Raw genomic sequence first — 24,668 nt, 5'->3', positions numbered from 1 at the left:
CATTTTGACCGCGCACGCGCGCGCGCCTCCGCGAGGCGTGCGCGGCCCCGTGCTCAGATCAAATGAAACGCTGCTTGTCTCAAGAGACGGCGGAATAAATCCGCCGCCGGTTACAGGACCTTTCGGATCCACTCGTGCGGGTCTTCCGCACGGCCGTACTGGATATCGACCAGCTTCTTGCGCATCCCCATCGCGACGGGGCCGGCCGCGCCGCCGCTGATGAGGAAATCGCCGCTCGTCGAACGCACCTTGCCGATCGGCGAGATCACAGCGGCCGTGCCGCAGGCGAACGCTTCCTTCAGCTTTCCGCTGGCAGCATCGCTGCGCCACTGGTCAATCGTGTAGGTCTCCTCGCGCACGCGGGTGCCGGAGTCCTTCGCCAGCGCAATGATCGAATCCCGCGTAATGCCGGGCAGGATGGTGCCGAGCGGCGGCGTCAGCAGCGAGCCGTCGTCGAACACGAAGAAGACGTTCATGCCGCCGAGTTCCTCGATGTTGCGGCGCTCGACCGCATCGAGGAACACCACCTGGTCGCAGCCGTGCTCGATCGCCTCGGCCTGCGCGCGCAGGCTGGCGGCGTAATTGCCGCCGCATTTGACGGCGCCGGTGCCGCCGATCGCAGCACGCGTGTAGTTCTCCGACACCCAGATCGACACCGGTGCAGGTCCGCCCTTGAAATAGGCGCCGACCGGCGAGGCGATGACGGCGAAGATGTACTCGGAAGAAGGCTTGACGCCGAGAAAGGTCTCGCTCGCGATCATGAAGGGCCGCAAATAGAGGCTGCCCTCGCCGCCGGGTATCCAGGCGCTGTCGATGCGCACCAGCTGCTCGACCGCTTCGATGAAGACGTCCTCGGGGATCGGCGCCATCGCCATGCGCTCGGCCGAATTCCTGAAGCGCCTCGCATTGGCGTCAGGGCGGAACAGGTTCACGCCGTTGTCGCGCTTGTAGGCCTTGAGGCCCTCGAAAATCTCCTGCGCGTAGTGCAGGACGGCGGCGGCCGGATCGAGCGGAAAATTGGCGCGGGATTCGACCCGCGCGTCATGCCAGCCCTTGCCCTGATTGTAGCGGACGATCGCCATGTGATCGGTGAAGATCCGGCCGAAGCCGGGGTCCACGAGCTTTGCCGTGCGCTCCTGCTCGGACGTCGGAGTAGCCGTTGGCCGGATTTCGAATTTCAAACTCATTGTCTTGCTTCCCGCCCTTGCTTACTGCTGTCGGAACTGGTGCGTTTCCTGGCACAGGCCCGTTTCGTCAAGCCTGCTTGCTTGATTGGTCCGAACTTCGCCACCACCGGCCTTGCCGCTGGTTTCCATCGCTGGCAAGTCCCTTGAGGACACGCTTTTGCGGAGTGCCGAAGTCCAGTATGTTTGCGCAAATGCCGCTCGACAATCGCACGGTAGTCCAATTCGCGGCCGTTGCCGCCATCGCTGGCTTACTCCGGCCGCCCCTTACGTTGCCATGGCCGAAACGACTTAAAGTTTCGTCGTGGCTGGCAGTTTTGTAACATTGAACCCAAGATATGTCAACATGACTGACATAAATTTCTCGAGGCCCGCCGGTGACCCTGATTCGAGGGGGCCTGACGGGGTGTCCCCGGCCCCGCGCGCGGGCGAATTGCGCTGGGATATCATCGAGCTCCTGTTCTTCGCCTATCGTGACTTCGTCGGCGACGCCGACCATGAGCTCGAGGCGTTCGGGTTCGGCCGCGCCCATCACCGGGTGATGCATTTCGTCCACCGCTACCCGGGCCTCAAGGTCGCCGACCTCCTGGACGTATTGCGCATCACCAAGCAGTCGCTTGGCCGGGTGCTCAAGCAGTTGCTGGACGAAGGCTATATCGTGCAAAAGACCGGCAATAACGACCGCAGGCAGCGCCTTCTCTACGCCACGGCGAAGGGCGAGGCCCTGGTGGGCAAGCTCGCCGGGCTGCAGACCGATCGCATCAACCGCGCCATGCAGGACATCGATACCGCCGGCCAGGAAGTGCTGCGGCAGTTCCTGCGCGCGATGATCGATCGCGACGACCCGGACAAGGTGCTGGAGACGATCTTCGGCAGCGGAAAGAAGCCAAGGGAGTGACCGTGGCCCAAATAACCCCAAACGGAATTCCAAACGCAACTGCCAGCCCAACCATCGCCGCAGCCACTGTGCGGACGCCGCGGCAAATGGCCGACGACGCCCCGCATCTGCTGCTGGTCGATGACGACCGCCGTATTCGCGACTTGCTGTCGCGCTTCCTGTCCGGCGAGGGCTATCGCGTCACGACCGCGGCGAGCGCCACCGACGCCCGCGCCAAGCTGCTCGGCCTGCATTTCGACCTTCTGATCCTCGACGTCATGATGCCCGGCGAAACCGGTTTCGATCTCGCCCGCTTCATCCGCACCTCCTCCTCGGTGCCGATCATCATGCTGACGGCGCGCCATGAGGCGGAAGCCCGGATCGAAGGCCTGCAGATCGGCGCCGACGATTATGTGGCCAAGCCGTTCGAGCCGCGCGAACTGGTCTTGCGGATCGGCAACATCCTCAAACGCACCGCGACGCCGCCAGTGGAGACGCTGGAGCAGATCGCATTCGGGCCCTACGTCTATCATCTCGAACGCGGCGAGCTGCGCGAGGGCGAGGAGATCATCCATTTGACGGACCGGGAGCGCGAGATGCTGCGCATCCTGAGCCTGAGCCCCGGCGAGACCGTGCCGCGCGCGGCGCTGACCGGCGGCGGCACCGTCAATGAGCGCGCCGTCGACGTGCAGATCAACCGGCTGCGCCGCAAGATCGAAAAAGATCCGGCCAATCCGTTGTTCCTGCAGGCGGTGCGCGGCATCGGCTATCGCCTGGTGGCGTCGCCGTGATCCAAACGAACCAAGCGCGATGAGCACGCTCGACACCGGCCTCACGCTGATCCGCACCGCCGCCGGCCGGGTCTCCAAGGCCAATGGCTGGATGGGCAACGCGTTCAAGGGCTGGATGCCGACCGGCCTCTACGCCCGCGCGCTGCTGATCATGATCGTGCCGATGGTGGTGCTGCAGACCGTGGTCGCGTTCGTGTTCATGGAGCGGCACTGGAACACGGTGACGCGGCGCCTGTCGGCCGCGGTGGTGCAGGACATCGCGAGCCTGATCGACGTCTACAAGGGCTATCCGCAGGACAAGGATCGCGCGCAGCTGCGCCGGATCGGGCAGCGGCTGCAATTGGTGGTCGATTTTCTCCCCGTCGGCGACATGCCGCCGCCCGGGCCAAAACCGTTCTTCTCGCTGCTCGACCAGACGCTCTCGGTTCAGATTGGCCGCCAGATCGGCCGGCCGTTCTGGATCGATACCGTCGGCAAATCCAACCTTGTTGAAATCCGCATTCAGCTCGATGACGCTGTGATGCGCATCTTCGCGCAACGAAGCGCGGCCTATGCCTCCAATTCGGAGATCTTCATCTTCTGGATGCTGGGGACGTCCTCGATCCTGTTGATCGTCGCGGTGCTGTTCCTGCGCAACCAGATCAGGCCGATCCTGCGGCTCGCCGACGCCGCCGAAAGTTTCGGCAAGGGCCGCGAGGCGCCGAACTTCCGCCCCCGCGGCGCGCGGGAAGTGCGGCGCGCGGCGCAGGCGTTCCTGGAGATGAAGGCGCGCATCGAGCGTTCGATCGAGCAACGCACCGCGATGCTCGCCGGCGTCAGCCACGATCTGCGCACCATCCTGACCCGTTTCAAGCTCGAGCTCGCGCTGATCGGCGACATTCCCGAGGTCGACGGCATGCGCAAGGACGTCGACGAGATGTCCGCGATGCTCGAGGCCTATCTCGCCTTTGCCCGCGGCGACAGCGGCGAGGTCGCGCAGCCGACCGACATGTCGATGGCGCTGGAGGAATTGCGCAGCGATGCCGAGCGCCACGGCCATACCGCGACCGTGGCGTTCCACGGCCTGCCGGTGGTGACCGTGAAACCGGCCTCGTTCAAGCGCTGCCTCGCCAACCTCGTCTCGAATGCCGCGCGGCACGCCAACACGATTTCGATCACCGGCCATCGCGACCACCGCTATCTGACGGTCACGATCGACGACGATGGACCGGGCATTCCGGCCAACATGCGCGAGGAAGTATTCAAGCCGTTCCTGCGGCTCGACGACGCCCGCAACCAGGACGAAGGCGGCACCGGCCTTGGCCTGGCAATCGCCCGCGATATCGCCCGCTCGCATGGCGGCGACATCACGCTCGGCGACAGCCCGATGGGTGGATTGCGCGCGGCGGTCAGGGTGCCGGTTTAGGAAAGAAAGAGCGTTGTCGTCCCTGCGAACGCAGGGACCCATAACCACCAGCGGATGTTGGTTTATCCGGCGGTCGTTATCTGCCTTTTTCAACAATATCGGCCGCGGCGTATGGGTCCCTGCGTTCGCAGGGACGACAAGTTCTGCCTCGTTACTTCGGCGGCTGCTTCGGAATAAGCCCCTTCAGCTTTTCCATGTCCTTGAGATTTATCTTCATGCCGCCGGGCATGATGATGTCGCCGGGCTTTTGATCGGCCTTGCAGGCCCCTAACCACTTCGCCTCGATCGTGGTCGTGGAATCGCGCGGCACGCCGGCCGGAGCGCCCGTGCTGTTCGAGGTCGACTTCACGGTGTAGGCGGAGTTGAAATCGCCGGTGATTTCGGCACGCGACTTGACCGACATGCCGCCCGAGCCGCAGACGGAATCGGTGACGTAGCCGGTCGCGGTCTTCTGGGTATCGTTTTTCGAGCAGACGTCCTTGGCCATCGGCGAGAACGAGGTGCTCATATCCTTGTCCGTGGTGGCGTCGGTGCACTGCTGCATCGTCATCTCGGGCACCGGCGAGCCGGTCTGCACCACCTTCATTTCCCACAGGCCGGCCTTGCGCACCGGCAGCTCGACGGCGCCGGCATGGCTCGCAGGCCACACCGCGAGCAGGCCAAGCGCCAGACAAAATGAATCAAGCTGTCGCGCCATGCTCGCGCTCCCCTGGTGGATCAGGCGTTCAGGTCCGGCTCAGTAGAGCGTGCGCAGCGGCCGCGCGTTGGCCCCATAGGGCACCCAGCGGCAGGCAAAGGAGACGTATCCGCCGTCATAGGGCTGCACCGCGAGGAATTTCACCACCTTGCCGTAGCCGGCGCAGTGATCGACCGCGAGCTGGCGCGCATCCGCCTGCCTGGCCAGCGAATAGGCGATAATGCCGCCGGTATCATTGCCCTTGAACGGCGGCACCCAGTCGGCTTGCGCCGGCGCAGCCGCCAGCATCCCGCACATCGCAACCAGGCACGCGGCCCCAATTCTCTGCATCGCCGACTCCATTTCGCTGGGGCCACCATAGAGTGCGCTGGCGGCTGTGAAAAGAATGGGTTACGGCCGAACCCCTACTTGTCTGCAAGGTGTTGCCGCGCTGCACTTGACCTCGTCCGGGCTTCACGGCACGGTCCTGACGGTTGGATGACCGGCGGAATTCCCATGCGCACCCTCTTCACATCGTTGAAAACACTCGGTCTGGCCGCGGCGCTCGCCGTCCTGGCATTCGGCCAGTCGGCGCAGGCCGCCAATCCGCTGGAATTGAATTTCTGGCTGTCCGGTCCCCGCTATGACGGGCGGGTCGCGCCGTGCGAATCAGCGCTGCCGACCATCATTTCGCAGTTCCGCGAGAAGGAAAGCACCTTCTGGAATTCGTCCCTGACCATCACCGCCTACGGCCGGGTCCACGAAACCACGTTCCGGCCCTGGCAATCCGACAACATTCCGCGCCGCTATTGCACCGGCGACGTGATGCTGAGCGACGGCAAGGTGCGCAACGTGCACTATTCGATCGTCGAGGATGGCGGCTTTGCCGGCTTTGGCCAGGGTGTCGAATGGTGCGTCACCGGGCTGGACCGCAACTGGGCCTATAACCCCGGCTGCAAGGCCGCTCGGCCTTAAGCTTACCCCCAGCTTCCTGCCTGGATTTTTCGATCGCGGTGGCCGGCGCCACCCGATTCGCGCCTAATGCCATTTTTGTTCTTGAAATGTTCCGGTTCCCTGTTAGGCTCGGGTGATCGAGTACCGTCATGCTTTGCGCGTAAGGGAGCGTTTGATGTTTTCATCGGTCATTGTTTCGCGGCTGCTGATTTCGCTGGCACTTGTTTTGGTCACCGCGAGCCACGCCGCCGCGCAGGACCGCCGGCAGAACGCCCCTGGCGAGTTCGATTTCTACGTGCTGGCCCTATCGTGGTCGCCGTCCTTCTGCGAGGCCGCCTCCGAACGCGGCAATAGCGGCCGTTCGGCGCAGATCCAGTGCGAGCGCCCGTTTTCCTTCGTGGTCCACGGCCTGTGGCCGCAATATGAGCGCGGCTTTCCCGAATATTGCCAGCGGCCGTCGCCCCGGCTCGACCGCAACATCATGACGTCGATGCTGGACCTGATGCCGGCGCCCGGGCTGATCTTCAACGAATGGGACAAGCACGGCACCTGTTCCGGCCTTGGCGCGCGGGCCTATTTCGAGAACATCCGCAAAGCCCGCGCGGCGGTGAAGATCCCCGAGGAATTCCTGCAATTGTCGGAATCGAAGACGATCGCCCCCGAGGCGCTCGAGGCAGCCTTCATCAAGGTCAATCCCGGCCTGAGCAGCTCGGCGATTTCGGTCGTCTGCAGCAGCCGGCGGCTCAGCGAAGTCAGGGTCTGCATGAGCAAGGACCTGCAATTCCGCTCCTGCGAGGAAATCGACCGCCGCGCCTGCCGCCGCGACGAGGTCGTGATGCCGCCGGTGCGGGGGAGTTGATCCTCAGTCGTCATGCCCGGGCAGAAGCGCGAAGCGCGTCTTCGCGCTGGATGACCCGGGCATCCACGTCTTCTTTCGTCTGGTGATCAAAGACGTGGATGGCCGGGAGCGCAGACAAGTTTACGTAGTCTGCGCAGCAGACTTACTATGCCCGGCCATGACGAGTAGAAGACGTAGACGTAGACGTCTTCTCGAACGGCTCTTGAATTCTCCCATGAACTACCGACACGCCTTTCATGCCGGCGGCTTTGCCGATGTCATCAAGCACATCGTGCTGGTGCGGATGCTGATCTATCTGCAGGAAAAGCCCGCCGCCTTTCGCGTCATCGACACCCATGCCGGCGCCGGCCGCTACGACCTGTCCGGCGACGAGGCCCGCCGCAGCGGCGAATGGCTGACCGGCATCGCGCGGGTGATGCAGGCGAGGTTCTCGGAAAATGCGTTGCCGCTGGTGGCGCCCTATCTCGACATCGTCAGGGCTTTCAACGCGCAAGCCGAGCTGAAAGCCTATCCCGGGTCGCCCTTGATCGCGCGCGCGCTGCTGCGGCCGCAGGACCGCCTCACGGCGTGCGAGATCGAGCCGAAAGCCCACAAGCAATTGATCGATGCGCTGCGCCGCGACACCCAGGCCCGCGTGGTCGATCTCGACGGCTGGACGGCGTTGCCCGCCTTCGTGCCACCGAACGAGCGGCGCGGCCTCGTGCTGATCGACCCTTCGTTCGAGCAAAAGGATGAGTTCGAAAAGCTCGCCGACGGCTTTGCCGAGGCCTATGCGAAGTGGCCGACCGGCAGCTATCTCTTGTGGTATCCGGTCAAGAGCAGGCGCATCACCGACGGCCTGGCGCGGCATGTCGCCGCCGTGGCTGAGACCGGCAAGCCGGCCGGGAAATGTCTGCGGCTCGAATTCAGCGTCGCACCGCAGCAGGCCGGCGGTCCCCTCACCTCCACCGGGCTTCTGATCGTCAACCCGCCGTGGACGCTCGCGGGCGATCTGAAGACCATTTTACCCGAACTGGAAAAACCGCTCGGCCAGGGCGGCGCCGGCCGGTTCAGGCTTGAGACGCCCAAACCTTGAAGGCTCGCCTTGAACGCAAACCTTGAAAGCAAGCCTTTCGAGGTAAGCCTTCAAGGCAGTGCATTGGGCCGAAAAGTGCGATTGAGCCATAGTCAATTTGCGCGGAACCGTATTATGCTCAGTTGTTATGACTGGCTTTACGTTCCGCTTCCGCGAATGGTTGCGGCGGAGTGATCAAGGCCTAAAAAAAAATCCAGACTGATCGGTGCGTGACCCGATCGGTTCAGGTGGCCAAGCTTCCGACAACGAATGTCCGGTCGGCCGATACGCGAATTGCGCGTAGCGGCAGTGCAATGCGGGGGAGGAGTTTTCCCGATGGCCATGACTGGTACAGTCAAGTTCTTCAATGGAGAACGCGGCTACGGCTTCATCAAGCCCGATGACGGCGGCCGCGACGTGTTCGTTCACATCACTGCCGTTGAGCGGGCCGGATTGAAGGATTTGACTGAAGGACAGCGCATTACATTCGAGGTTGAACCGGACAAGAAGGGCAAAGGCCCCAAGGCGGTCAACCTGGTGATTTCATCGTAAGCTGACGCGAGAGCTGAAGCTTCTCGGTGAAAGCGAACTGAAGTTTTGCCTGCACCAAATCCCGCTGAGCGCGAGGCGCGGCTCAGAACGTGGAGGCATGCATGATGTGGCCGCCGCGCGCCGGTGCGTCACGTTCGCTCTCGGGGAAGAACCGCGCCGCGATCCTGTCAGGGCCGACATCATCGACATGCCGAAAGCCGATCTCGCTCATGCGGGCGCAAAGCGGCGCGGTGTCGAAATAGCTCTGAAGGCTTTCGCCGGCCGCGGCCACCCGCTCGGCAAGCGCTTGATGTGCGGCGCGGCCAGCCGGTGCGACCGAGTTTGCGGGATTGACGTAGTCGAACACAACTTCAGCGCCGCCTTCGAGCTGCGCGATATAGCCGAGCGTCGAGAACACCGCGGTCTCGGTCAGATAGGGCACCACGCCGAGCCAGCTGAAGAAGCTGCGTTTGGCGGCGACAAAGCCTGCGGCGTCCAGCGCTTCGGCCAATGTCTGCCGTTCGAAATCTATCCCGACATAGGTCAGCGTGTCCGGCACGGCGATTGCCGCGGCGGCCAGCATCTCGCGCTTGCGTGCTTGGGTGGCGGGAAAATCGACCTCGAAAATTCGCAGGCCGCCCGCGAGGGGCGTCCGGTAGGCGAGCATATCGAGCCCTGCGCCGAGCACCACGAGCTGCGTCGCACCATTAGTCACCGCTTCCGTCAGCGCTGCTTCCGAGATGCGCGAGCGCGCGGCGATGAACCAGCGCAACCGTGGCCCGGACGTGTGGGCCCGGGCATGGTCGAGCGAGACCTGGATATCGTCACCGAGAATGCGTAACGCCAGCGGATCCCGAAGGATCGATGCGTTATCCAGCACCTGATGCGCCGCGCGCAAGCGGGCGGCGCCCAACGCGGTCAGACTTGGCTGCCCCGGCTGCATCGACGAATTTTAGGCGTGCCGCCGCGCACTGTCCACGAGACAAAAAAATCCCGGCAGCTTGTGGCTGCCGGGAGGCTGCAACAGATGGTTTCTTTGCGTTTTCTTGATCTCAGAAGCGGTAGTTCACGCCCGCGCGGATCAGCCCGAAGCTGTAGCCGTTCGATGCGCCGGTGATGACAAAATTGGTGTTGGAGAGGTCGACATAGAGATATTCGACCTTGGCGCTCCAGTTCGGCGCAAAGCCCATTTCAGCGCCGACGCCCGCGGTCCAGCCCGCCGTGGTGTGTGATTCCGACAGGCCGAACGTGGTGGCGCGCAGTTCGCCGAAGGCAAGACCGCCGGTGCCGTAGAACATCACGTTGTTGAAGGCGTAGCCGACCCGGCCGCGCAGCGTGCCGAACCAGGGGTTGGAGAACTTCCACGGCGCGAAGGTGTCGGCCGCGCCGGTCGCGTTGATATCACCCTCGAGGCCGAACACCCACGGCCCGTTCTGAAAATTGTAGCCGGCCTGCACGCCGCCCGCGAAGCCCGACGGCTTGGTCGGGTTGTTGTCGACAGAGCCCCAGGCATAGCCGAGATTGCCGCCGAGATAGGGCCCCGCCCAGCTATAGGCGTTGAGCGGCTGATTGACGGTATAGGGCGCGCGCGATCCGTAATTCATGTCGGCCGCCTGCGCCGACATCGTCCAGGCTGCGGCGACCACCGCCAGCGCCCGCAAAACAAAGCTGCCCATCACTCAACTCCACCACGCAACAGCCGCACCCTTCCGGCCGAGGCCGGCTTGGTTACGGAATTCCACTTTTTTCCTGTAAGATTTATCGAGAGTTTTAAGTTAAAGGGTTGTTAAGCCCTCTTACCGCCCGATCATCAGTCTTAAGAATGTGTTACCCGGCGTGGCCTCGGTTGGCGCCGGCACGCTGGCGATGCCGGCCAGCAGCGCTTAATTTAGGCCCATGGATCACGATTCTACCGACCATCCGAAAGCTCCGGGCAAGCCGCGGCGGGGTTCCCGGCCGGATTTGCTCCCAAAGGACCTTGCAAAGGACCCTGCGCAGGAGCTTGGCTCCGCCGATCTCGATCCGGCGACGTCGGCGGCCGAGGACGAAGACGAGGCCCGCCTGCCGGAACCGGCGGAGGAAACCGCCGAGGAAACAGCCGAGGCGGTGGCCGAAGGCCCGCTCGCGGTCGGCCATGCCGCGATCGAAAATGCCGTGCGCCTGGCGCCGACCTCGCCCGGGGTCTACCGCATGCTCAACACCGGCAATGACGTGCTTTACGTCGGCAAGGCCAAGAACGTCCGCAAGCGGCTGGCCTCCTACGCCCGCGTCAACGCGCCGCTGCCGGCGCGGATCCTGCGCATGATCGCGGCCACCGTTGCGGTCGAGATCATCTCGACCACGACGGAGACCGAGGCGCTGCTGCTCGAGGCCAATCTGATCAAGCAGCTGCGGCCGCGCTTCAACGTGCAACTGCGCGACGACAAGTCGTTTCCCTATATCCTGATCACCGGCGACCACTGGGCGCCGCAGATCCTCAAGCATCGCGGCGCGCAGTCGCGGCCGGGACGGTATTTCGGGCCGTTCGCCAACGCCGGCGCTGTCAACCGCACCATCACGGCGCTGCAGCGCGCGTTTTTGATCCGCTCCTGCACCGACGGTTTCTTCGAGAGCCGCACCCGGCCCTGCCTGCTCTATCAAATCCGCCGCTGCTCCGGCCCCTGCACCCGCGAGATCGATTTCCCCGGCTATACCGAGCTGGTGCGTGAGGCGGGCGACTTCCTGTCCGGCCGCAGCCATCTCGTCAAAAAAGAACTGGCCGGCGAGATGGAGAAGGCGTCCGCCGAACTCGAATTCGAGACAGCCGCACTCTACCGCGACCGCCTCGCCGCACTCTCGGCGATCCAGTCGCAGCAGGGCATCAATCCGCGCACCGTGGAAGAGGCCGACGTGTTCGCCATCCACCAGGAGGGCGGCTATTCCTGCGTCGAGGTGTTCTTCTTCCGCACCGGCCAGAACTGGGGCAACCGCGCCTATTTCCCGCGCGCGGAGAAATCCTTCACGCCGGAGGAAGTGCTGGCCTCGTTCCTGGCGCAATTCTACGACGACAAGCCGCCGCCGAAACTGATCCTGCTGTCGCACGAGATCGAGGAAAGCGCGCTGCTGGCGGACGCGCTCGCCGTCAAGGCCGGTTTCAAGGTCGAAGTCTCGACGCCGAAGCGCGGCGAGAAAAAGGAGCTGGTCGCGCACGCGCTGACCAACGCCCGCGAGGCGCTCGGCCGCAAGCTCAGCGATACCGCGACCCAAGGCCGCCTGCTGGAGGGCATGGTCACCACGCTCGGGCTGCCGCATGCGCCCAAGCGCATCGAGGTCTACGACAACAGCCACATCCAGGGCACCAACGCGGTCGGCGCGATGATCGTGGCGGGACCCGACGGATTCATCAAGAACCAGTACCGCAAGTTCAACATCAAGTCGGAAGGCCTGACGCCCGGCGACGATTACGCGATGATGCGCGAGGTGCTGGAGCGGCGCTTCAAGCGGCTGTTGAAACCGCCGGAAGAAGATACCGCCAAAGCAAAAGCCGAGATCAAGGCCGACGATGATTCGTTTCCGCAATGGCCCGATCTGGTGATTATCGACGGCGGCCGCGGCCAGCTCAACGCGGCAAGGCAGATCTTCGAGACCCTGGGACTGACGCAAGTCACGCTGTTGGCCGTGGCCAAGGGGCCGGACCGCGACGCCGGCCGGGAAACGTTGTTCATGCCGGACCGCGAGGCGATCAAGCTCGAACCGCGCGATCCCGTGCTGTATTTCATCCAGCGGCTGCGCGACGAGGCGCATCGTTTCGTGATCGGATCGCACCGCAAATTGCGCAAAAAGGACATCCGCGAAGCGGGTTTGCAGGAGATTCCGGGCATCGGCCCGTCACGCAAACGTGCCTTGCTGCATCACTTTGGAACGCTGAAGGAAATCGAGCGGGCCTCGATCGCCGACCTTGGCAAGGTTCCAGGGGTCAGCGCCGAAAGCGCCCGCAAGATTTTCGAGTTTTTCCATGCGCAACCGGGTTAAAGGGAGCCGATTCACATGAGGTTCACCTGGGCGTTTCATTTGGCCGTCGCCTGCGACCGATCATCTGGGGCCTGCACGGTTGACCTTCACGCCTGAGCGGTATTGGTAAGACGGATGAACATCGCAACCACCAAGGGCCAGTCCAAGAGCCTGTCCCTCCCGAATATCCTGACCTATGCCCGTATCGCCGCCATCCCGGTGGTGGTCGGCTGCGTCTATGCCCAATCCATCATGGACGGCCCACTCTGGCTGCGCTGGGTGGCGCTGGCGATCTTTATCGCCGCCGCCGTGACCGACGTTCTCGATGGCTATTATGCACGGATGTGGGACCAGCAATCCGCCTTCGGCCGTATGCTCGATCCGATCGCCGACAAATTGCTGGTGGCGTCCTGCCTGTTGATGCTGGCCGCCGACAACAGCATCCATGGCTGGACGCTGTGGGCCGCCATCGTGATCCTGTGCCGCGAAATCCTGGTCTCGGGCTTGCGGGAATACCTCGCGGCGCTCCGGGTCAGCGTCCCCGTAACCAAGCTCGCGAAATGGAAGACCACCGTCCAGCTGGTCGCGATCGGCTTTCTGATCGCCGGTGAAGCGGGCGAACAGATTTTCTCCCCGACCACCATGATCGGGATCGCCCTGCTGTGGACGTCGGCGATCGTCACGATCTATACCGGCTATGATTATTTCCGCGCCGGCATCCACCACCTCATCAAGGAGGATGAGGGATGAGGGTCAAATATTTCGCCTGGGTGCGCGAACGGATCGGCATTTCGGAGGAAATGGTCGACCCGCCGGCCGCCGTGCGCACGGTGGACGATTTGATCGGCTGGCTCTCCGAGCGCGGCGAGACCTATGCTTACGCGTTCGAGAAGCCGAAAGTGATCCGCGCCGCGATCGACCATACCCATGTGAAATCGGATGCGATGATATCAGGCGCCCGCGAGATCGCGTTCTTTCCGCCGATGACCGGCGGTTGATTAACATAGCGTTTTCGAGCGAAGTGGGTACCGGTTCGCGTCAAGAAAACGCGTCAAGAGAAGAAAGCTTCATGACCGCCGCCGCGACCATCCGCATCCAGCAAGCCGATTTCGACATCGCGCAGGAGATTGCGGCGCTGACCAAGGGCCGCAGCGATGTCGGCGCGGTGGTGACGTTCAGCGGCATCTGCCGCGGCAGCGAGAATGGCGAGCCGATCGCGGCACTGACGCTCGAGCACTATCCCGGCATGGCGGAGGCCGAAATCAAGCGGCACACCGACGAAGCGATGTCGCGCTGGCCGCTGACCGGCCTCACCGTGGTGCATCGCGTCGGACGCATCACGCCGGGCGAGAACATCGTGCTGGTGCTGGCGGCGTCGGCGCACCGCCAGGCGGCGTTTCAGGCGGCGGAATTCCTGATGGATTATCTGAAGGCCAATGCGCCGTTCTGGAAGCGCGAGGAAAGCGCGAAGGGAACGAGCTGGATCGACGCGCGCGGCCATGACGACGACGCCGCGGCGCGCTGGACCAAATCCTGATGGCCAAACCCAGCAAGACGCCCGTCAAACGCGGTCTGCCGAAATCCACCAAGCCGAAATTCCCAAAAGTCGGTGCCGGCGAATTGCTGACGCTGCTGGATTTCGTGCGCTTTGCGGTGAGCCGCTTTATCGAAGCCGATCTGGCATTCGCGCATGGCACCACCGATCCGGTATCGGAAGCGGCGTTCCTGGTTTGCGAAACCCTGCATCTTCACCCCGACCAGTTCGAAGCGTTCGCGACCGCGCGGGTCACGGTCGCCGAAGGCAAAAAGATCGTCAGCCTGATCGAGCGCCGCGTCACCACGCGGACGCCGACCGCCTATCTCGTCAACAAGATCTACATGCGCGGCCTGCCGTTCTATGTGGACGCGCGCACCATCGTGCCGCGCTCGTTCATCGGCGAATTGCTGGATTCGCATTTTGGCGGTGACGACGACGTGACCGGAGGTTCGCTGATCGCGGACCCGGCAGTGGTGGAAAATGTGCTCGACCTCTGCACCGGCTCGGGCTGCCTCGCCATCCTGGCCAGCCGGAGCTTCCCCAACGCCGAAATCGACGCCGTCGATATTTCAAAAGACGCGCTTGATGTCGCCGCGCACAATGTTGCCGATTACGGGCTGCAACATCGCCTTAACCTGCACCGCGGCGACCTGTTCAAGCCGCTGGGCGACAAGCGCTATGACCTCATCATTTCAAATCCGCCCTATGTCGACGCCGAGGGCATGGCCGCTCTGCCGCGCGAATGCCGTGCCGAACCGAAACTCGCCTTCGACGGCGGCGCTGACGGGCTCGACATCGTCAGGCGCATCCTCGACGAGGCCAAACAGCATCTGACGCCGGATGGCGGGCTGCTCTGCGAGATCGGCCGTTGCCGGCCCGCGCTTGAAGCAGCCTATCCGCAGTTACCGCTGATGTGGCTCGACACCGAGGATTCGGAAGCCGAAGTTTTCTACATTACGGCCGACGATCTTTAGGCGCTGGCGTAAGTCACTTCCGGAACATTCGAAAACAAGCCGCGTTCAATCATGGCGGAGGCAATCATGCCTCGCCGATAGAGGAAATGCGGACATGCCCGGGCCTTCGAGCGGCTTGTTGCGCGCTGGCATTGCGCTGAAGCTCAACCAGATCAAGCGCGCGACGCAATCCTATCTGCGCGACCGGACCGACCAGGCCACCGGCACCGTCACCTCCTACGCGATTGCCGCCGGTCTCTTCGCGGCCGCCGGTATTTTTCTGATCGCGGCGCTCCTGGTCGGCACAGCAGCGCTGTTTCGCTGGGTTGAAATCAACTACGGACAATTTTGGGCGTTCGGCGCCATTGGCGGCCTGCTCGCGGTCATCGCCGGCATCTGCGCCGCTGTAGCCGTCATCAAGCTCAAGCGTCCTGCGCCGCAGTTCCCGTCGCTCACCAGCCGTTTGCGGATGGCGATCAAGGCCAGCCCCGTCAAGCCCGACCAGATCGAGGCCGTCCGGGACACGGCCGCGGCGATCCTGCAAGCCCCCGCGGTGCCAGTGGGACATCGGAGCCGACGGGACCGGTCCGGACACGACAGTAGAAACGTGCAAATCGGCTTGATCCTGATGGCAAGCTTGCTGGGCTACGCGGCGGTGCGTCGGCGGCAGCAGGCACGACACGCGGGAATCTGATGTCCCGCGCCCGCGCCGAACATACGGATAATCTGATCCTGATCGCGGCCACCACGCTCGTGATCCTGACCGCGCAGCGCTATTTCCTAACGTCCGAGCCTGAACACGCCAATCCAGTGACCGATCCGGCGGCCGCGAAAGGTAGCGACTTTACACGCGAACTCTCGCAACCCGGCCGCGGGCGGCGCGCGCGCAGCCCGTTCAGCATTCCCTGGGCCGGCTGGAAAGACATTCTGTGGCGTACCTATGAGCAGGCCAATGACGACCGCCTGCTCGCCACGGCGGCAGGCGTGGTCTTCTTCGGCCTGCTCGCGGTGTTTCCCGCCGTAACGGCGCTGGTTTCCTCCTATGGCCTGTTCGCCGATCCCTCGACCATCGGCGCCAATCTGCAGACGCTGGCGCTGATGCTGCCGGAAGGCTCATTCCAGATCGTGCAGGACCAGATTGCGCGGGTGCTCGACAAAGGCAGCACTGCGCTCGGCGGAGCCTTCCTGTTCGGCCTCGCCCTTGCAATCTGGAGCGCCAACGCGGGGGTCAAGGCCGTGATCGACGCCCTCAACGCGGTCGATGGAGAACGCGAGAAGCGCAGCTTCATCAGGTTGAACCTGATCTCGCTGGCCTTCACCGTCGGCGGGATCGCGGCGCTGTTGTTGATGGTCGGCGCCGTGGTGGCGTTTCCTTTGGCGCTCCATCATCTGGGCCTGCCTCCGGACATCCTGTTCATCGTGAGCCTGGCGCGTTGGCCATTATTGTTCGCGGTCCTGCTGGCGGCGCTCGGCGTTCTCTACCGATACGGACCGAGCCGGCGGCCGGCGCAGTGGAAATGGCTCAGTGTCGGCACGCTGCTCGCCGCCCTGCTGTGGATCGCCGGTTCCGCGGCGCTGTCCTGGTATCTGTCGAAATTCGGCGACTACAATGCGACCTACGGTTCGCTCGGCGCCGCCATCGGCCTGATGATGTGGATGTGGATGTCGGCCATCGTCGTGCTGTTCGGAGCGGAACTGAATTCGGAAATCGAGCACCAGACCGCTGTCGATACCACCGTCGGCCACCCAAAGCCGATGGGCAGCCGCGGCGCCACCATGGCCGATACGCTGGGACCGGCGGTTCCAGCCTCCTGAAAGAACACTAGACCTGCGAATCAACATTGATGGTAAGGTTATTGCGCTTGGGGGAGCGCAAACCGGACGATGCCTGACGACACCAGCGTTTTCCCGGGCGGGGGTAGTTCGGACCTGAAGGCGTAGCGCGCGACATGATTCGCATTTCGACGATTTTTATCGCCATCTGCATGGTGCTGGTCGCAGCCTCGCTTGGCCTGGTTCTGCATGCGGTCGCCGGCATCAGCGGAACCGAATCCGCGATCGTGGCGCTGACGGCGCTGACCTTCCTGATCCTCTACAACGCGGTTTCGATGCGGCTGCGCGATCGCTCCGATGTCGGCAGCCAGATCGCGGACCTGTCCCGCGGCACCGCCGACCTCGCCCGCCAGGTCGCCGAATTCGGCCGCCGGCTCGCGGCCGTCGAGGGCCGCGTGGTGTCGGCGACTTCCGCCAGCAGCGACCGCATCCAGGCCGTGGTCGGCGAGATCAACGAACTCGGCGTGCTGGTCAAGCAGCTCGCGGTCTCCGTCGCCAGCCATGAGGATCTGATTGCCTCGGGCGCGGCGGCAGCGCCACCGGCGCCGGCACCAGCCGCGATCGTGGCTGCGCCCGTCGCCGAGCCGCAAACCTCACCGCCATTATCCACCGAATCCGCAGCGCCGCCCGTCGTCGCCAGGCCGGCACCATCAGCCGCGCCGACCGTCGCCGAAGCCGCCGCGCGCAGCCAGCCGCAGCTTCTCGCCGCGGTGAAGAACGCCATCGAGGAGAACCGGCTCGACATCTATCTGCAGCCGATGGTGACGCTGCCGCAGCGCAAGGTGCGCTTCTACGAGGCGGTGACGCGGCTGCGCGACGACAACGACCAGATTCTTGCCGCCGACGATTTCATCGCCACCGCCGAAGCCGGCGGCCTGATGGGGCGCATCGATCACATGGTGATGTTGCGCTGTGTGCAGGTGCTGCGCCGCCTGATGGTGCGCAACAAGGATGTCGGCGTGTTCTGCAACGTCTCCGCCGCGACGCTGGCCAATCCCACGACCTTCGCGCAATGCCTCGACTTCCTCGAAGCCAATCGCGCGCTGGCGCCGTCCTTCGTGCTCGAGTTCAAGCAGGCCACGTTCCGCAACCTCGGTCCGACCGAGACCGAGCATCTGGCGGCGCTGTCGCAGCGCGGCTATCGTTTCTCGATCGACCATGTCAGCGACCTCCGGATCGAACCGCGGGAACTCGCCGACCGCGGCGTCCGCTTCATCAAGGTACCGGCGGCGCTGCTGCTCGATCCCAGGCAGAGCTCGACGTCGGACATTCACCCCTCTGACCTGTCGGATCTGCTCGGCCGCTTCGGCATCGACCTGATTGCCGAAAAGATCGAGGGCGAGCGCGCGGTGGTCGATCTCTTGGATTTCGACGTGCGGTTTGGCCAGGGCTTCCTGTTCGCGCCGCCCCGGCCGTTGCGGCCCGAGGGGGCATCTGCTACCGGCGGGGCGACTTCGAACAGCACCAATGGTTCCAATGGCCCAAGCCCGCCTGCAAGCCCCCCTGCTCCCGTCGCAAGCCCGGCGATCGAACCTTCGACACGGGCGACCGGCAATGCCGCGCTGGCGCGCCGCGCCGCCGGTCCGGGCTAACCGGCGCCCGATGTCATGACCACACTCCGGTTCGTCGAAAACCTGAGCGACCTCGTCGATGGCGTGGAAGTCATCCTCTCCGATATCTGGGGCGTGGTGCACAATGGGCTCGAGGCATTTCCCGAGGCTTGTGCGGCGCTGCACACCTTTCGCCAGCGCGGCGGCACCGTCATCCTCATTACCAACGCGCCGCGGCCCGCCGATTCGGTGCAGCGGCAGTTGCGCAAGCTCGGCGTCGCCGACGAGATCTATGACGCGATCGTCTCTTCCGGCGATCTGACCCGGCTGTTTGTCGCCGACCATCCGGGACAGAAGGTTTTCTGGCTCGGTCCGGAGCGCGACAATTCGATCTACCGCGGCCTTGATCCGGTGATGGCTCCGCTCGAACAGGCTGATTACATCGTCTGCACCGGACCGTTCGACGACGAAACCGAATCGGCTGAAGATTATCGCGCGATGATGCTGCAGGCGCGCGAGCGCAAGCTGCCGCTGATCTGCGCCAACCCTGACATCGTCGTCGAACGCGGCGACCGGCTGATCTATTGTGCGGGCGCGATCGCCGAGCTCTATCGCGAACTCGGCGGCGAGGTGATCTTCTACGGCAAGCCGCACCGGCCGATCTATGAACGCGCGATGGCGCTCGCCGCCGAACACCGCGGCCACGCCGCCCCGCTCGACCGGGTGCTGGCGATCGGCGATTCCGTCCGCACCGACCTCACCGGGGCATTGGGTTTCGGCATCGACTGCCTGTTCGTGACCCGCGGCATCCATTCCGAGGAATTCGAAGGCATCGACCAGCTGGACCCGGCCTCGGTCAGGGAATTGTTCGGCCATCCGCCAAAGGCGCTGATGCGGGAGCTGAAGTGGTAGTCGTGGGAGACTGAATACCAGCTACTTTCAACACACCGTCATGGCCGGGCACAGCCGTCTGAAGGACGGCGTCGCTTATGCTCGCCTATGCCGGCCATCCACGTCTTTACAGACTCGCGGTGCCAAAGACGTGGATGCCCGGCACAAGGCCGGGCATGACGAAAATTAGTGCTTGTGGCTAGCGCCTTACGCCGTCGCCATGTCCGGGAAGACCGCCTCGATCTTGGTCTTCAGCGTCGCCGCGTTGAACGGCTTGACGATGTAATTGTTCACACCGGCCTTCTTGGCCGCGATCACGTTCTCGGTTTTGGATTCCGCCGTGATCATGATGAAGGGCGTGGTGGCGAGGTTAGGATCGGCACGGACTTCCTTGAGCAAGTCGTAGCCGGTCATCGGCTCCATGTTCCAGTCGGAAATCACGAGCCCGTATTTCTTGCCGCGCATCTTGTTCAGCGCTTCCGAACCGTCGCTGGCATCGTCGATATTCTCAAAGCCGAGCTGCTTCAAAAGATTTCGGATGATGCGGATCATGGTGTTGTAGTCATCGACCACCAGAACCGACATCGACAAATCAACCGCCATCTCTTCCCCCACTAACGCTTAGGTCACTAAATATCGGCAGGCCTGCGCGACCCGCAGTCCTCGCCCCACCCCTAGCATCAAGGCGTTAAACAGCGCGTTAATCGGGCGCAGGTGGATTGCCTCGGTTTTGAACCAAAGCCGTCCGGCTTGACTTCGCCCGCGCCCCCGCGTCACGGTCCGGCCGCGCGCATCGCGGCCCACGGTCTTTTTAGAATCGGCAAGAATCCTGCAAGAATCCGTCACATGACAACTGGTTTTACCGTTATTCGAGACACCACCCCCGCCGCCGATATCCCCAAGGGGGCGGTGGTCGCCATGGGCAATTTCGACGGCGTCCATCTCGGTCACCGGGCCGTGATATCAGCCGCGCTGAACATGGGGCGCGCCCACGGAAAACCGGCTTTTGCGGTGACCTTCGAGCCGCATCCGCGCAGCTTTTTCAGCCCGAACAGCCCGCAATTCCGTCTCACGGACGAGACCAACAAGCTCCGGCTCTTGGCCGCCACCGGGCTCGCCGGCGCCGTGGTGATGACCTTCGACAAGGGCCGCGCCGGAACGTCGGCGCAAGATTTCATTCACCATGACCTGATCGGCCGGCTCGGCATCAGCGGGATCGCGGTCGGCTACGACTTCCATTTCGGCAAGGGCCGGGTCGGCTCGCCGAGCCTTCTGGTCAGCGAGGCGCCGCGGCTCGGGATCGAGGTCGACGTCCAGGCCCATGTCGACATCGCCGAGCGGCCGGTGTCCTCCAGCGCGATCCGCATGGCGCTGGCGGAGGGCCAGATCGACGACGCCACCGCGATGCTGGGCGGACCGTGGTTTGCGACCGGCGAGGTGATCCATGGCGAGAAGCGCGGCCGCGACCTCGGCTATCCCACCGCCAACATCCGCCTCGACAAGAATTGCGCGCTCAAGCACGGCATCTATGCGGTGCGCGTCGGGCGCGGAACCGAGCGATTGAACGGCGTGGCGAGCTATGGCCGCCGTCCGACCTTCGACAATGGCGCGCCGCTGCTGGAAGTGTTCCTGTTCGACTTCAAGGGCGATCTCTATGGCTCCGTGCTCGACGTCGCCTTCATCGCCTTCATCCGCGATGAACTTAAATTCGACGGCATCGAGGCGTTGATCCGCCAGATGGACGACGACAGCGCCCGGGCCCGCGCGGCGCTCGCAGCCGCGCCCGATGCGTTTCCGAAGCTTGGAGCGATCGATTGAGCAGAAGCGAAAAGCAAAAGATGCTCGCGGGCGAATTGTATCGCCCCGACGCCGAACTCGGCGCCGAACAGGCCGTCAACAAGGCCTGGCTGGCGCGCTACAATGCGGCGCTGGCGCAGCCGGTCTCGGAACGGCACGCGTTGCTCCGCGAACGCCTCGGCCATGTCGGCAAGGATGCCGTGATCCGGCCGCCGTTCTTTTGCGACTACGGCTACAACATCCGCCTCGGCGACGGCGTGTTCATGAACTTCAACTGCGTCATCCTTGATGTCGTCGAGGTCTCGATCGGCGACCGCACCCAGATCGGGCCCGCCGTACAGATTTACGCGGCCGACCATCCCCGCGACGCCAGGACACGGCGCGAGGGCCTCGAATTCGGGCGCCCGGTCCGGATCGGCAGCGACGTCTGGATCGGCGGCGGTGCCATTATCCTGCCCGGTGTCACCATCGGCGACGGAGCCGTGATCGGCGCCGGCAGCGTGGTCACGCGCGACGTCGGCGCTGAAGTGACCGTCACGGGAAACCCGGCAAGGCCGAAACGGTCGTCCTGAGCTGCGGGCCCTGCGGGGCTTTGCGATTTCCGCTTCCGGCTGCTATGGAAAGCCCATGTTTGCGCGGCGCACCATCCCCATTAGCGGCCCGGCTTCCGCCTGAGCCTTGGCTCGGCGCAAGACCGGGATTTCCCCGTTTACCCCGCGAATGACCAGCGTATCTCGCGCCTTTTCAGCCAAACCAGAGCATTCATGTCCGAAAAACCGCAAAAGTCCGAAAAGTCCGAAGGACCAGACTATTCCAAGACCCTGTTCCTGCCGCTGACGGAATTCCCAATGCGCGCCGGCCTGCCCAAGCTCGAGCCGGAAATCCTCAGCCACTGGAACAAGATCGGTCTCTACGAGAGGCTGCGCGAGGCCGCCGACGGGCGACCGAAATTCGTGCTGCATGACGGCCCGCCCTACGCCAACGGCAATATCCATATCGGCCACGCGCTGAACAAGATCCTCAAGGACGTCGTGACCAAGAGCCAGCAGATGCTCGGCTTCGATTCCAACTATGTGCCGGGCTGGGACTGTCACGGCCTGCCGATCGAATGGAAGATCGAGGAAGAGAACTACCGCTCCAAGGGCAAGCCGAAACCCGACTTCCGCGACTCCACGGCGATGGTGGCGTTCCGCAAGGAATGCCGCGCCTATGCGACGCACTGGCTCAACGTGCAGCGCGAAGAGTTCAAGCGGCTCGGCATCATCGGCGACTGGGATCATCCCTACGCCACCATGAGCTATCCCGCCGAAGCCCAGATCGCGCGCGAACTGATGAAGTTCGCCGCCAACGGCACGCTCTATCGCGGCTCCAAGCCCGTGATGTGGAGCGTGGTGGAGAAGACCGCGCTCGCCGAGGCCGAGGTGGAATATGAGGACTACACCTCGGATACGGTGTGGGTGAAGTTTCCGGTGACCTCGCCGGCGCATGGCGCGCTGGCCAATGCGTCCGTCGTGATCTGGACCACGACGCCATGGACGCTGCCCGGCAACCGCGCCATCAGCTTCTCGCCGAAGATCGCCTACGGTCTGTTTGAGGTCACCGACGCGCCTGCGGACAATTGGGCCAAGAACGGCGACCTCCTGATCCTCGCCGATGCGCTCGCCGAGAGCGTGTTCAAGCAGGCGCGCGTCACCGCCTACAAGAAGGTGCGCGAGCTGCCGGCCGACACGCTCGACGCGGTGGAATGCGCCCATCCGCTGAAGGGCTTCAGCGGCGGATACGAATTCACCGTGCCGCTGCTGCCCGGCGACCACGTCACCGACGACACCGGCACCGGCTTCGTGCACACCGCGCCCGGCCACGGCCGCGAAGACTTCGACGCCTGGATGGCGAATGCGCGCGAACTCGACAGCCGCGGCATCAATACCGCGATCCCCTATACCGTCGACGAGAACGGCGCCTTCACCGACCACGCCCCGGGCTTCACCGGCAAGCGCGTGATCAACGACAAGGGCGAAAAGGGCGACGCCAACGAGGCCGTGATCAAGGTGCTGATCGAAGGCGGCAAGCTCTTGGCGCGCGGCCGCCTCAAACATCAGTATCCGCATTCCTGGCGCTCGAAGAAGCCGGTGATCTTCCGCAACACGCCGCAATGGTTCATCGCGATGGACAAGGACATCGCCGACAACGGCAAGGCCAAGCCCGGCGATACGCTGCGCGCCCGCGCGCTGCATGCGATCTCGGTGACGCAATGGGTGCCGCCCGCCGGGCAAAACCGCATCAACGGCATGATCGCCGGCCGCCCCGACTGGGTGATCTCCCGCCAGCGCGCCTGGGGCGTGCCGATCGCGGTGTTCGTGCGCGAAAAGGGCGACGGCTCCGCCGAAATCCTGCAGGACGAAATCGTCAACCAGCGCATCGCCGAGGCCTTCATGGAGGAAGGCGCCGACGCCTGGTACATGGACGGCGCCCGCGAACGCTTTCTCGGATCCCGTGCCGGCGAAGACTGGAAGAAGGTCGATGACATCTGCGACGTCTGGTTCGATTCCGGCTCGACGCACGCTTTCGTGCTGGAAGACCACCAGAATTTTCCGACGCTCGGCAACATCGTCCGCAAGGTCGATGGCGGCGAGGACACCGTGATGTATCTGGAAGGCTCAGACCAGCATCGCGGCTGGTTTCATTCCTCGCTGCTGGAAAGCTGCGGCACCCGCGGCCGCGCGCCGTATGACGTGGTGCTGACGCACGGCTTCACGCTGGATGAGAACGGCCGCAAGATGTCGAAGTCGCTCGGCAACACCGTCGAGCCGCAAAAGGTGATGAAGGATTCCGGCGCAGATATTTTGCGGCTGTGGGTCTGTTCGACCGATTATGCCGACGACCAGCGCATCGGGGCGGAAATCCTGAAAAACACCGTCGAGACCTACAAGAAGCTGCGCAACTCGATCCGCTGGATGCTCGGCACGCTGCACCACTTCAAGTCCCGTGACGCGGTCGCGCATGAGGAGATGCCGGAACTCGAGCGGCTGATGCTGCATCAACTCGGCGGACAAGCCGCGATCGTGCGGCAGGCCTATGCCGAGTTCGATTACAAGACGGTTGTCGCCAGCCTGTCGGCGTTCATGAACACCGAACTGTCGGCGTTCTATTTCGACATCCGGAAAGACGTGCTGTATTGCGACGCGCCGTCGTCTCCGGTGCGCAAGGCGGCGCTGACCACGATCGACATCATCTGCGACTCGATCCTGAAATGGCTGGCCCCGGTGCTGAGCTTCACGACCGACGAAGCCTGGCGGATGTACCGGCCGGGCGCCGAGCCCTCGGTGCACCTGACGCTGTTCCCGACAGATCTGGGTTCATTCCGCGACGATGCCCTGGCTGCGAAATGGGAAACCATTCGCGACGTCAGACGCGTCGTCACCGGCGCACTCGAACTCGAACGCGCCGCCAAGAACATCGGCTCGTCGCTGGAAGCTTCGCCCCTGGTCTATGTGTCGGACAAGGCGATCTTCAACACGCTGTTCGACGTCGATCTGGCCGAAGTGTGCATCACCTCGAACGCGATGGTGACCAATGACGACGCGCCGGCCGCGGCCTTCACCCTCGCCGACGTTCCCGGCGTCGCGGTCGTGGTCGAAAAGGCCGTCGGCACCAAATGCGCGCGGTCGTGGAAGATCCTGCCGACCGTGGGCGACGACGCCGAATATCCCGATGTCTCCCCCCGCGACGCGCAGGCGCTGCGGGAGTGGAAAGTACTCGGAGTGGGTGTCTAGGATTCTGGAGTGC

The 24,668-nt window shown here is 63.9% G+C and carries 25 protein-coding genes; 19 read left to right on the top strand and 6 right to left on the bottom strand.

Features of this window, described 5'->3' with window-relative positions:
* Positions 1–110: 110 nt before the first annotated feature.
* Positions 111–1,187: a branched-chain amino acid aminotransferase gene (locus tag JQ575_RS16200; RefSeq protein WP_212034237.1), complete on the bottom strand. Its 1,077-nt coding sequence runs from the start codon at positions 1,185–1,187 to the stop codon at positions 111–113.
* 343 nt (positions 1,188–1,530) lie between these two features.
* On the opposite strand from JQ575_RS16200, the gene JQ575_RS16195 reads away from it, so the two are divergent.
* The 3 genes from JQ575_RS16195 (at position 1,531) to JQ575_RS16185 (ending at position 4,257) form a co-directional block, all read left to right on the top strand.
* A complete protein-coding gene (locus JQ575_RS16195) occupies positions 1,531–2,082 on the top strand; it encodes a MarR family winged helix-turn-helix transcriptional regulator (RefSeq protein ID WP_192737695.1) in 552 nt (183 codons plus the stop codon).
* An 86-nt stretch (positions 2,083–2,168) separates the two neighbouring features.
* Entirely contained in the window at positions 2,169–2,852 is a 684-nt protein-coding gene (locus tag JQ575_RS16190) for a response regulator (protein ID WP_212034236.1), read from the top strand.
* A gap of 19 nt (positions 2,853–2,871) precedes the next feature.
* Positions 2,872–4,257 carry an ATP-binding protein gene (locus JQ575_RS16185; protein ID WP_212034235.1) on the top strand — a complete coding sequence of 462 codons (1,386 nt, stop codon included), beginning with the start codon at positions 2,872–2,874 and terminating at the stop codon, positions 4,255–4,257.
* Between the two features lie 151 nt (positions 4,258–4,408).
* Here JQ575_RS16185 and JQ575_RS16180 read toward each other — a convergent pair whose 3' ends face one another.
* Complete coding sequence (locus tag JQ575_RS16180; RefSeq protein WP_212034234.1) at positions 4,409–4,954, bottom strand: DUF3617 family protein; 546 nt, start codon at positions 4,952–4,954, stop codon at positions 4,409–4,411.
* A gap of 39 nt (positions 4,955–4,993) precedes the next feature.
* Entirely contained in the window at positions 4,994–5,284 is a 291-nt protein-coding gene (locus JQ575_RS16175) for a hypothetical protein (RefSeq protein WP_192738819.1), read from the bottom strand.
* A gap of 165 nt (positions 5,285–5,449) precedes the next feature.
* Between JQ575_RS16175 and JQ575_RS16170 the strand changes: the two genes are divergently transcribed.
* From JQ575_RS16170 to JQ575_RS16155, 4 genes are all read left to right on the top strand, one after another.
* Positions 5,450–5,908 carry a hypothetical protein gene (locus tag JQ575_RS16170; RefSeq protein WP_212034233.1) on the top strand — a complete coding sequence of 153 codons (459 nt, stop codon included), beginning with the start codon at positions 5,450–5,452 and terminating at the stop codon, positions 5,906–5,908.
* A 154-nt stretch (positions 5,909–6,062) separates the two neighbouring features.
* Positions 6,063–6,746 carry a ribonuclease T2 family protein gene (locus JQ575_RS16165; RefSeq protein WP_212034232.1) on the top strand — a complete coding sequence of 228 codons (684 nt, stop codon included), beginning with the start codon at positions 6,063–6,065 and terminating at the stop codon, positions 6,744–6,746.
* A gap of 214 nt (positions 6,747–6,960) precedes the next feature.
* Positions 6,961–7,821: a 23S rRNA (adenine(2030)-N(6))-methyltransferase RlmJ gene (locus tag JQ575_RS16160; RefSeq protein WP_212034231.1), complete on the top strand. Its 861-nt coding sequence runs from the start codon at positions 6,961–6,963 to the stop codon at positions 7,819–7,821.
* 315 nt (positions 7,822–8,136) lie between these two features.
* Positions 8,137–8,352, top strand: a complete 216-nt coding sequence (locus JQ575_RS16155) for a cold-shock protein (protein ID WP_028350729.1) — start codon at positions 8,137–8,139, stop codon at positions 8,350–8,352.
* Positions 8,353–8,434: 82 nt separating this feature from the next.
* Here the strand turns inward: JQ575_RS16155 and JQ575_RS16150 are convergent, their stop codons facing one another.
* Complete coding sequence (locus JQ575_RS16150) at positions 8,435–9,274, bottom strand: class I SAM-dependent methyltransferase (protein ID WP_212034230.1); 840 nt, start codon at positions 9,272–9,274, stop codon at positions 8,435–8,437.
* Positions 9,275–9,383: 109 nt separating this feature from the next.
* The gene (locus JQ575_RS16145) at positions 9,384–10,007 is read right to left on the bottom strand and encodes an outer membrane protein (protein WP_212034229.1); all 624 of its coding nucleotides are present in this window, start codon (positions 10,005–10,007) and stop codon (positions 9,384–9,386) included.
* 220 nt (positions 10,008–10,227) lie between these two features.
* Between JQ575_RS16145 and uvrC the strand changes: the two genes are divergently transcribed.
* The 9 genes from uvrC to JQ575_RS16100 all read left to right on the top strand — a co-directional run bounded on the left by uvrC (position 10,228) and on the right by JQ575_RS16100 (position 19,106).
* On the top strand, positions 10,228–12,342 hold the full coding sequence (gene uvrC / locus JQ575_RS16140) for an excinuclease ABC subunit UvrC (protein WP_212034228.1): 2,115 nt from the start codon (positions 10,228–10,230) through the stop codon (positions 12,340–12,342).
* A gap of 114 nt (positions 12,343–12,456) precedes the next feature.
* Positions 12,457–13,071 (top strand): CDP-diacylglycerol--glycerol-3-phosphate 3-phosphatidyltransferase, encoded by a 615-nt coding sequence (gene pgsA / locus JQ575_RS16135; protein ID WP_212034227.1) that lies wholly within the window; start codon positions 12,457–12,459, stop codon positions 13,069–13,071.
* A complete protein-coding gene (gene moaD, locus JQ575_RS16130) occupies positions 13,068–13,319 on the top strand; it encodes a molybdopterin converting factor subunit 1 (RefSeq protein WP_212034226.1) in 252 nt (83 codons plus the stop codon). The genes pgsA and moaD overlap by 4 nt, the downstream gene beginning before the upstream one ends.
* Before the next feature lie 71 nt (positions 13,320–13,390).
* Positions 13,391–13,858: a molybdenum cofactor biosynthesis protein MoaE gene (locus JQ575_RS16125; RefSeq protein ID WP_212034225.1), complete on the top strand. Its 468-nt coding sequence runs from the start codon at positions 13,391–13,393 to the stop codon at positions 13,856–13,858.
* Positions 13,858–14,832 (top strand): 50S ribosomal protein L3 N(5)-glutamine methyltransferase, encoded by a 975-nt coding sequence (gene prmB / locus JQ575_RS16120; RefSeq protein WP_212034224.1) that lies wholly within the window; start codon positions 13,858–13,860, stop codon positions 14,830–14,832. Before JQ575_RS16125 ends, prmB begins: the two co-directional genes overlap by 1 nt.
* A 115-nt stretch (positions 14,833–14,947) precedes the next feature.
* Positions 14,948–15,505: a phage holin family protein gene (locus tag JQ575_RS16115; protein WP_312015946.1), complete on the top strand. Its 558-nt coding sequence runs from the start codon at positions 14,948–14,950 to the stop codon at positions 15,503–15,505.
* Entirely contained in the window at positions 15,505–16,626 is a 1,122-nt protein-coding gene (locus JQ575_RS16110; RefSeq protein WP_212034222.1) for a YihY/virulence factor BrkB family protein, read from the top strand. Before JQ575_RS16115 ends, JQ575_RS16110 begins: the two co-directional genes overlap by 1 nt.
* 134 nt (positions 16,627–16,760) lie before the next feature.
* A complete protein-coding gene (locus tag JQ575_RS16105) occupies positions 16,761–18,236 on the top strand; it encodes an EAL domain-containing protein (protein ID WP_212034221.1) in 1,476 nt (491 codons plus the stop codon).
* Positions 18,237–18,251: 15 nt separating this feature from the next.
* Positions 18,252–19,106 (top strand): TIGR01459 family HAD-type hydrolase, encoded by an 855-nt coding sequence (locus JQ575_RS16100; protein ID WP_212034220.1) that lies wholly within the window; start codon positions 18,252–18,254, stop codon positions 19,104–19,106.
* 186 nt (positions 19,107–19,292) lie between these two features.
* On the opposite strand, the gene JQ575_RS16095 is transcribed toward JQ575_RS16100, so the two are convergent.
* Positions 19,293–19,688 (bottom strand): response regulator, encoded by a 396-nt coding sequence (locus tag JQ575_RS16095; RefSeq protein WP_192738834.1) that lies wholly within the window; start codon positions 19,686–19,688, stop codon positions 19,293–19,295.
* A gap of 243 nt (positions 19,689–19,931) precedes the next feature.
* Between JQ575_RS16095 and JQ575_RS16090 the strand changes: the two genes are divergently transcribed.
* From JQ575_RS16090 to ileS, 3 genes are all read left to right on the top strand, one after another.
* Complete coding sequence (locus JQ575_RS16090; protein ID WP_212034219.1) at positions 19,932–20,903, top strand: bifunctional riboflavin kinase/FAD synthetase; 972 nt, start codon at positions 19,932–19,934, stop codon at positions 20,901–20,903.
* Entirely contained in the window at positions 20,900–21,454 is a 555-nt protein-coding gene (locus JQ575_RS16085; protein ID WP_212034218.1) for a sugar O-acetyltransferase, read from the top strand. The genes JQ575_RS16090 and JQ575_RS16085 overlap by 4 nt, the downstream gene beginning before the upstream one ends.
* A gap of 192 nt (positions 21,455–21,646) precedes the next feature.
* On the top strand, positions 21,647–24,655 hold the full coding sequence (gene ileS, locus JQ575_RS16080; protein WP_212034217.1) for an isoleucine--tRNA ligase: 3,009 nt from the start codon (positions 21,647–21,649) through the stop codon (positions 24,653–24,655).
* Positions 24,656–24,668 lie beyond the last annotated feature (13 nt).

This window comes from Bradyrhizobium sp. JYMT SZCCT0428, assembly GCF_018131075.1.
Lineage (GTDB): Bacteria > Pseudomonadota > Alphaproteobacteria > Rhizobiales > Xanthobacteraceae > Bradyrhizobium.
This window is presented reverse-complemented; position numbering and strand designations above follow the sequence as displayed.

What these genes read in the sequence shown, in the direction of transcription:
- JQ575_RS16200 (WP_212034237.1), bottom strand. Translation starts at nt 1,187, where the DNA reads ATGAGTTTGAAATTCGAAATCCGGCCAACGGCTACTCCGACGTCCGAG.
- JQ575_RS16195 (WP_192737695.1), top strand. Translation starts at nt 1,531, where the DNA reads ATGACTGACATAAATTTCTCGAGGCCCGCCGGTGACCCTGATTCGAGG.
- JQ575_RS16190 (WP_212034236.1), top strand. Translation starts at nt 2,169, where the DNA reads ATGGCCGACGACGCCCCGCATCTGCTGCTGGTCGATGACGACCGCCGT.
- JQ575_RS16185 (WP_212034235.1), top strand. Translation starts at nt 2,872, where the DNA reads ATGAGCACGCTCGACACCGGCCTCACGCTGATCCGCACCGCCGCCGGC.
- JQ575_RS16180 (WP_212034234.1), bottom strand. Translation starts at nt 4,954, where the DNA reads ATGGCGCGACAGCTTGATTCATTTTGTCTGGCGCTTGGCCTGCTCGCG.
- JQ575_RS16175 (WP_192738819.1), bottom strand. Translation starts at nt 5,284, where the DNA reads ATGCAGAGAATTGGGGCCGCGTGCCTGGTTGCGATGTGCGGGATGCTG.
- JQ575_RS16170 (WP_212034233.1), top strand. Translation starts at nt 5,450, where the DNA reads ATGCGCACCCTCTTCACATCGTTGAAAACACTCGGTCTGGCCGCGGCG.
- JQ575_RS16165 (WP_212034232.1), top strand. Translation starts at nt 6,063, where the DNA reads ATGTTTTCATCGGTCATTGTTTCGCGGCTGCTGATTTCGCTGGCACTT.
- JQ575_RS16160 (WP_212034231.1), top strand. Translation starts at nt 6,961, where the DNA reads ATGAACTACCGACACGCCTTTCATGCCGGCGGCTTTGCCGATGTCATC.
- JQ575_RS16155 (WP_028350729.1), top strand. Translation starts at nt 8,137, where the DNA reads ATGGCCATGACTGGTACAGTCAAGTTCTTCAATGGAGAACGCGGCTAC.
- JQ575_RS16150 (WP_212034230.1), bottom strand. Translation starts at nt 9,274, where the DNA reads ATGCAGCCGGGGCAGCCAAGTCTGACCGCGTTGGGCGCCGCCCGCTTG.
- JQ575_RS16145 (WP_212034229.1), bottom strand. Translation starts at nt 10,007, where the DNA reads ATGGGCAGCTTTGTTTTGCGGGCGCTGGCGGTGGTCGCCGCAGCCTGG.
- uvrC (WP_212034228.1), top strand. Translation starts at nt 10,228, where the DNA reads ATGGATCACGATTCTACCGACCATCCGAAAGCTCCGGGCAAGCCGCGG.
- pgsA (WP_212034227.1), top strand. Translation starts at nt 12,457, where the DNA reads ATGAACATCGCAACCACCAAGGGCCAGTCCAAGAGCCTGTCCCTCCCG.
- moaD (WP_212034226.1), top strand. Translation starts at nt 13,068, where the DNA reads ATGAGGGTCAAATATTTCGCCTGGGTGCGCGAACGGATCGGCATTTCG.
- JQ575_RS16125 (WP_212034225.1), top strand. Translation starts at nt 13,391, where the DNA reads ATGACCGCCGCCGCGACCATCCGCATCCAGCAAGCCGATTTCGACATC.
- prmB (WP_212034224.1), top strand. Translation starts at nt 13,858, where the DNA reads ATGGCCAAACCCAGCAAGACGCCCGTCAAACGCGGTCTGCCGAAATCC.
- JQ575_RS16110 (WP_212034222.1), top strand. Translation starts at nt 15,505, where the DNA reads ATGTCCCGCGCCCGCGCCGAACATACGGATAATCTGATCCTGATCGCG.
- JQ575_RS16105 (WP_212034221.1), top strand. Translation starts at nt 16,761, where the DNA reads ATGATTCGCATTTCGACGATTTTTATCGCCATCTGCATGGTGCTGGTC.
- JQ575_RS16100 (WP_212034220.1), top strand. Translation starts at nt 18,252, where the DNA reads ATGACCACACTCCGGTTCGTCGAAAACCTGAGCGACCTCGTCGATGGC.
- JQ575_RS16095 (WP_192738834.1), bottom strand. Translation starts at nt 19,688, where the DNA reads ATGGCGGTTGATTTGTCGATGTCGGTTCTGGTGGTCGATGACTACAAC.
- JQ575_RS16090 (WP_212034219.1), top strand. Translation starts at nt 19,932, where the DNA reads ATGACAACTGGTTTTACCGTTATTCGAGACACCACCCCCGCCGCCGAT.
- ileS (WP_212034217.1), top strand. Translation starts at nt 21,647, where the DNA reads ATGTCCGAAAAACCGCAAAAGTCCGAAAAGTCCGAAGGACCAGACTAT.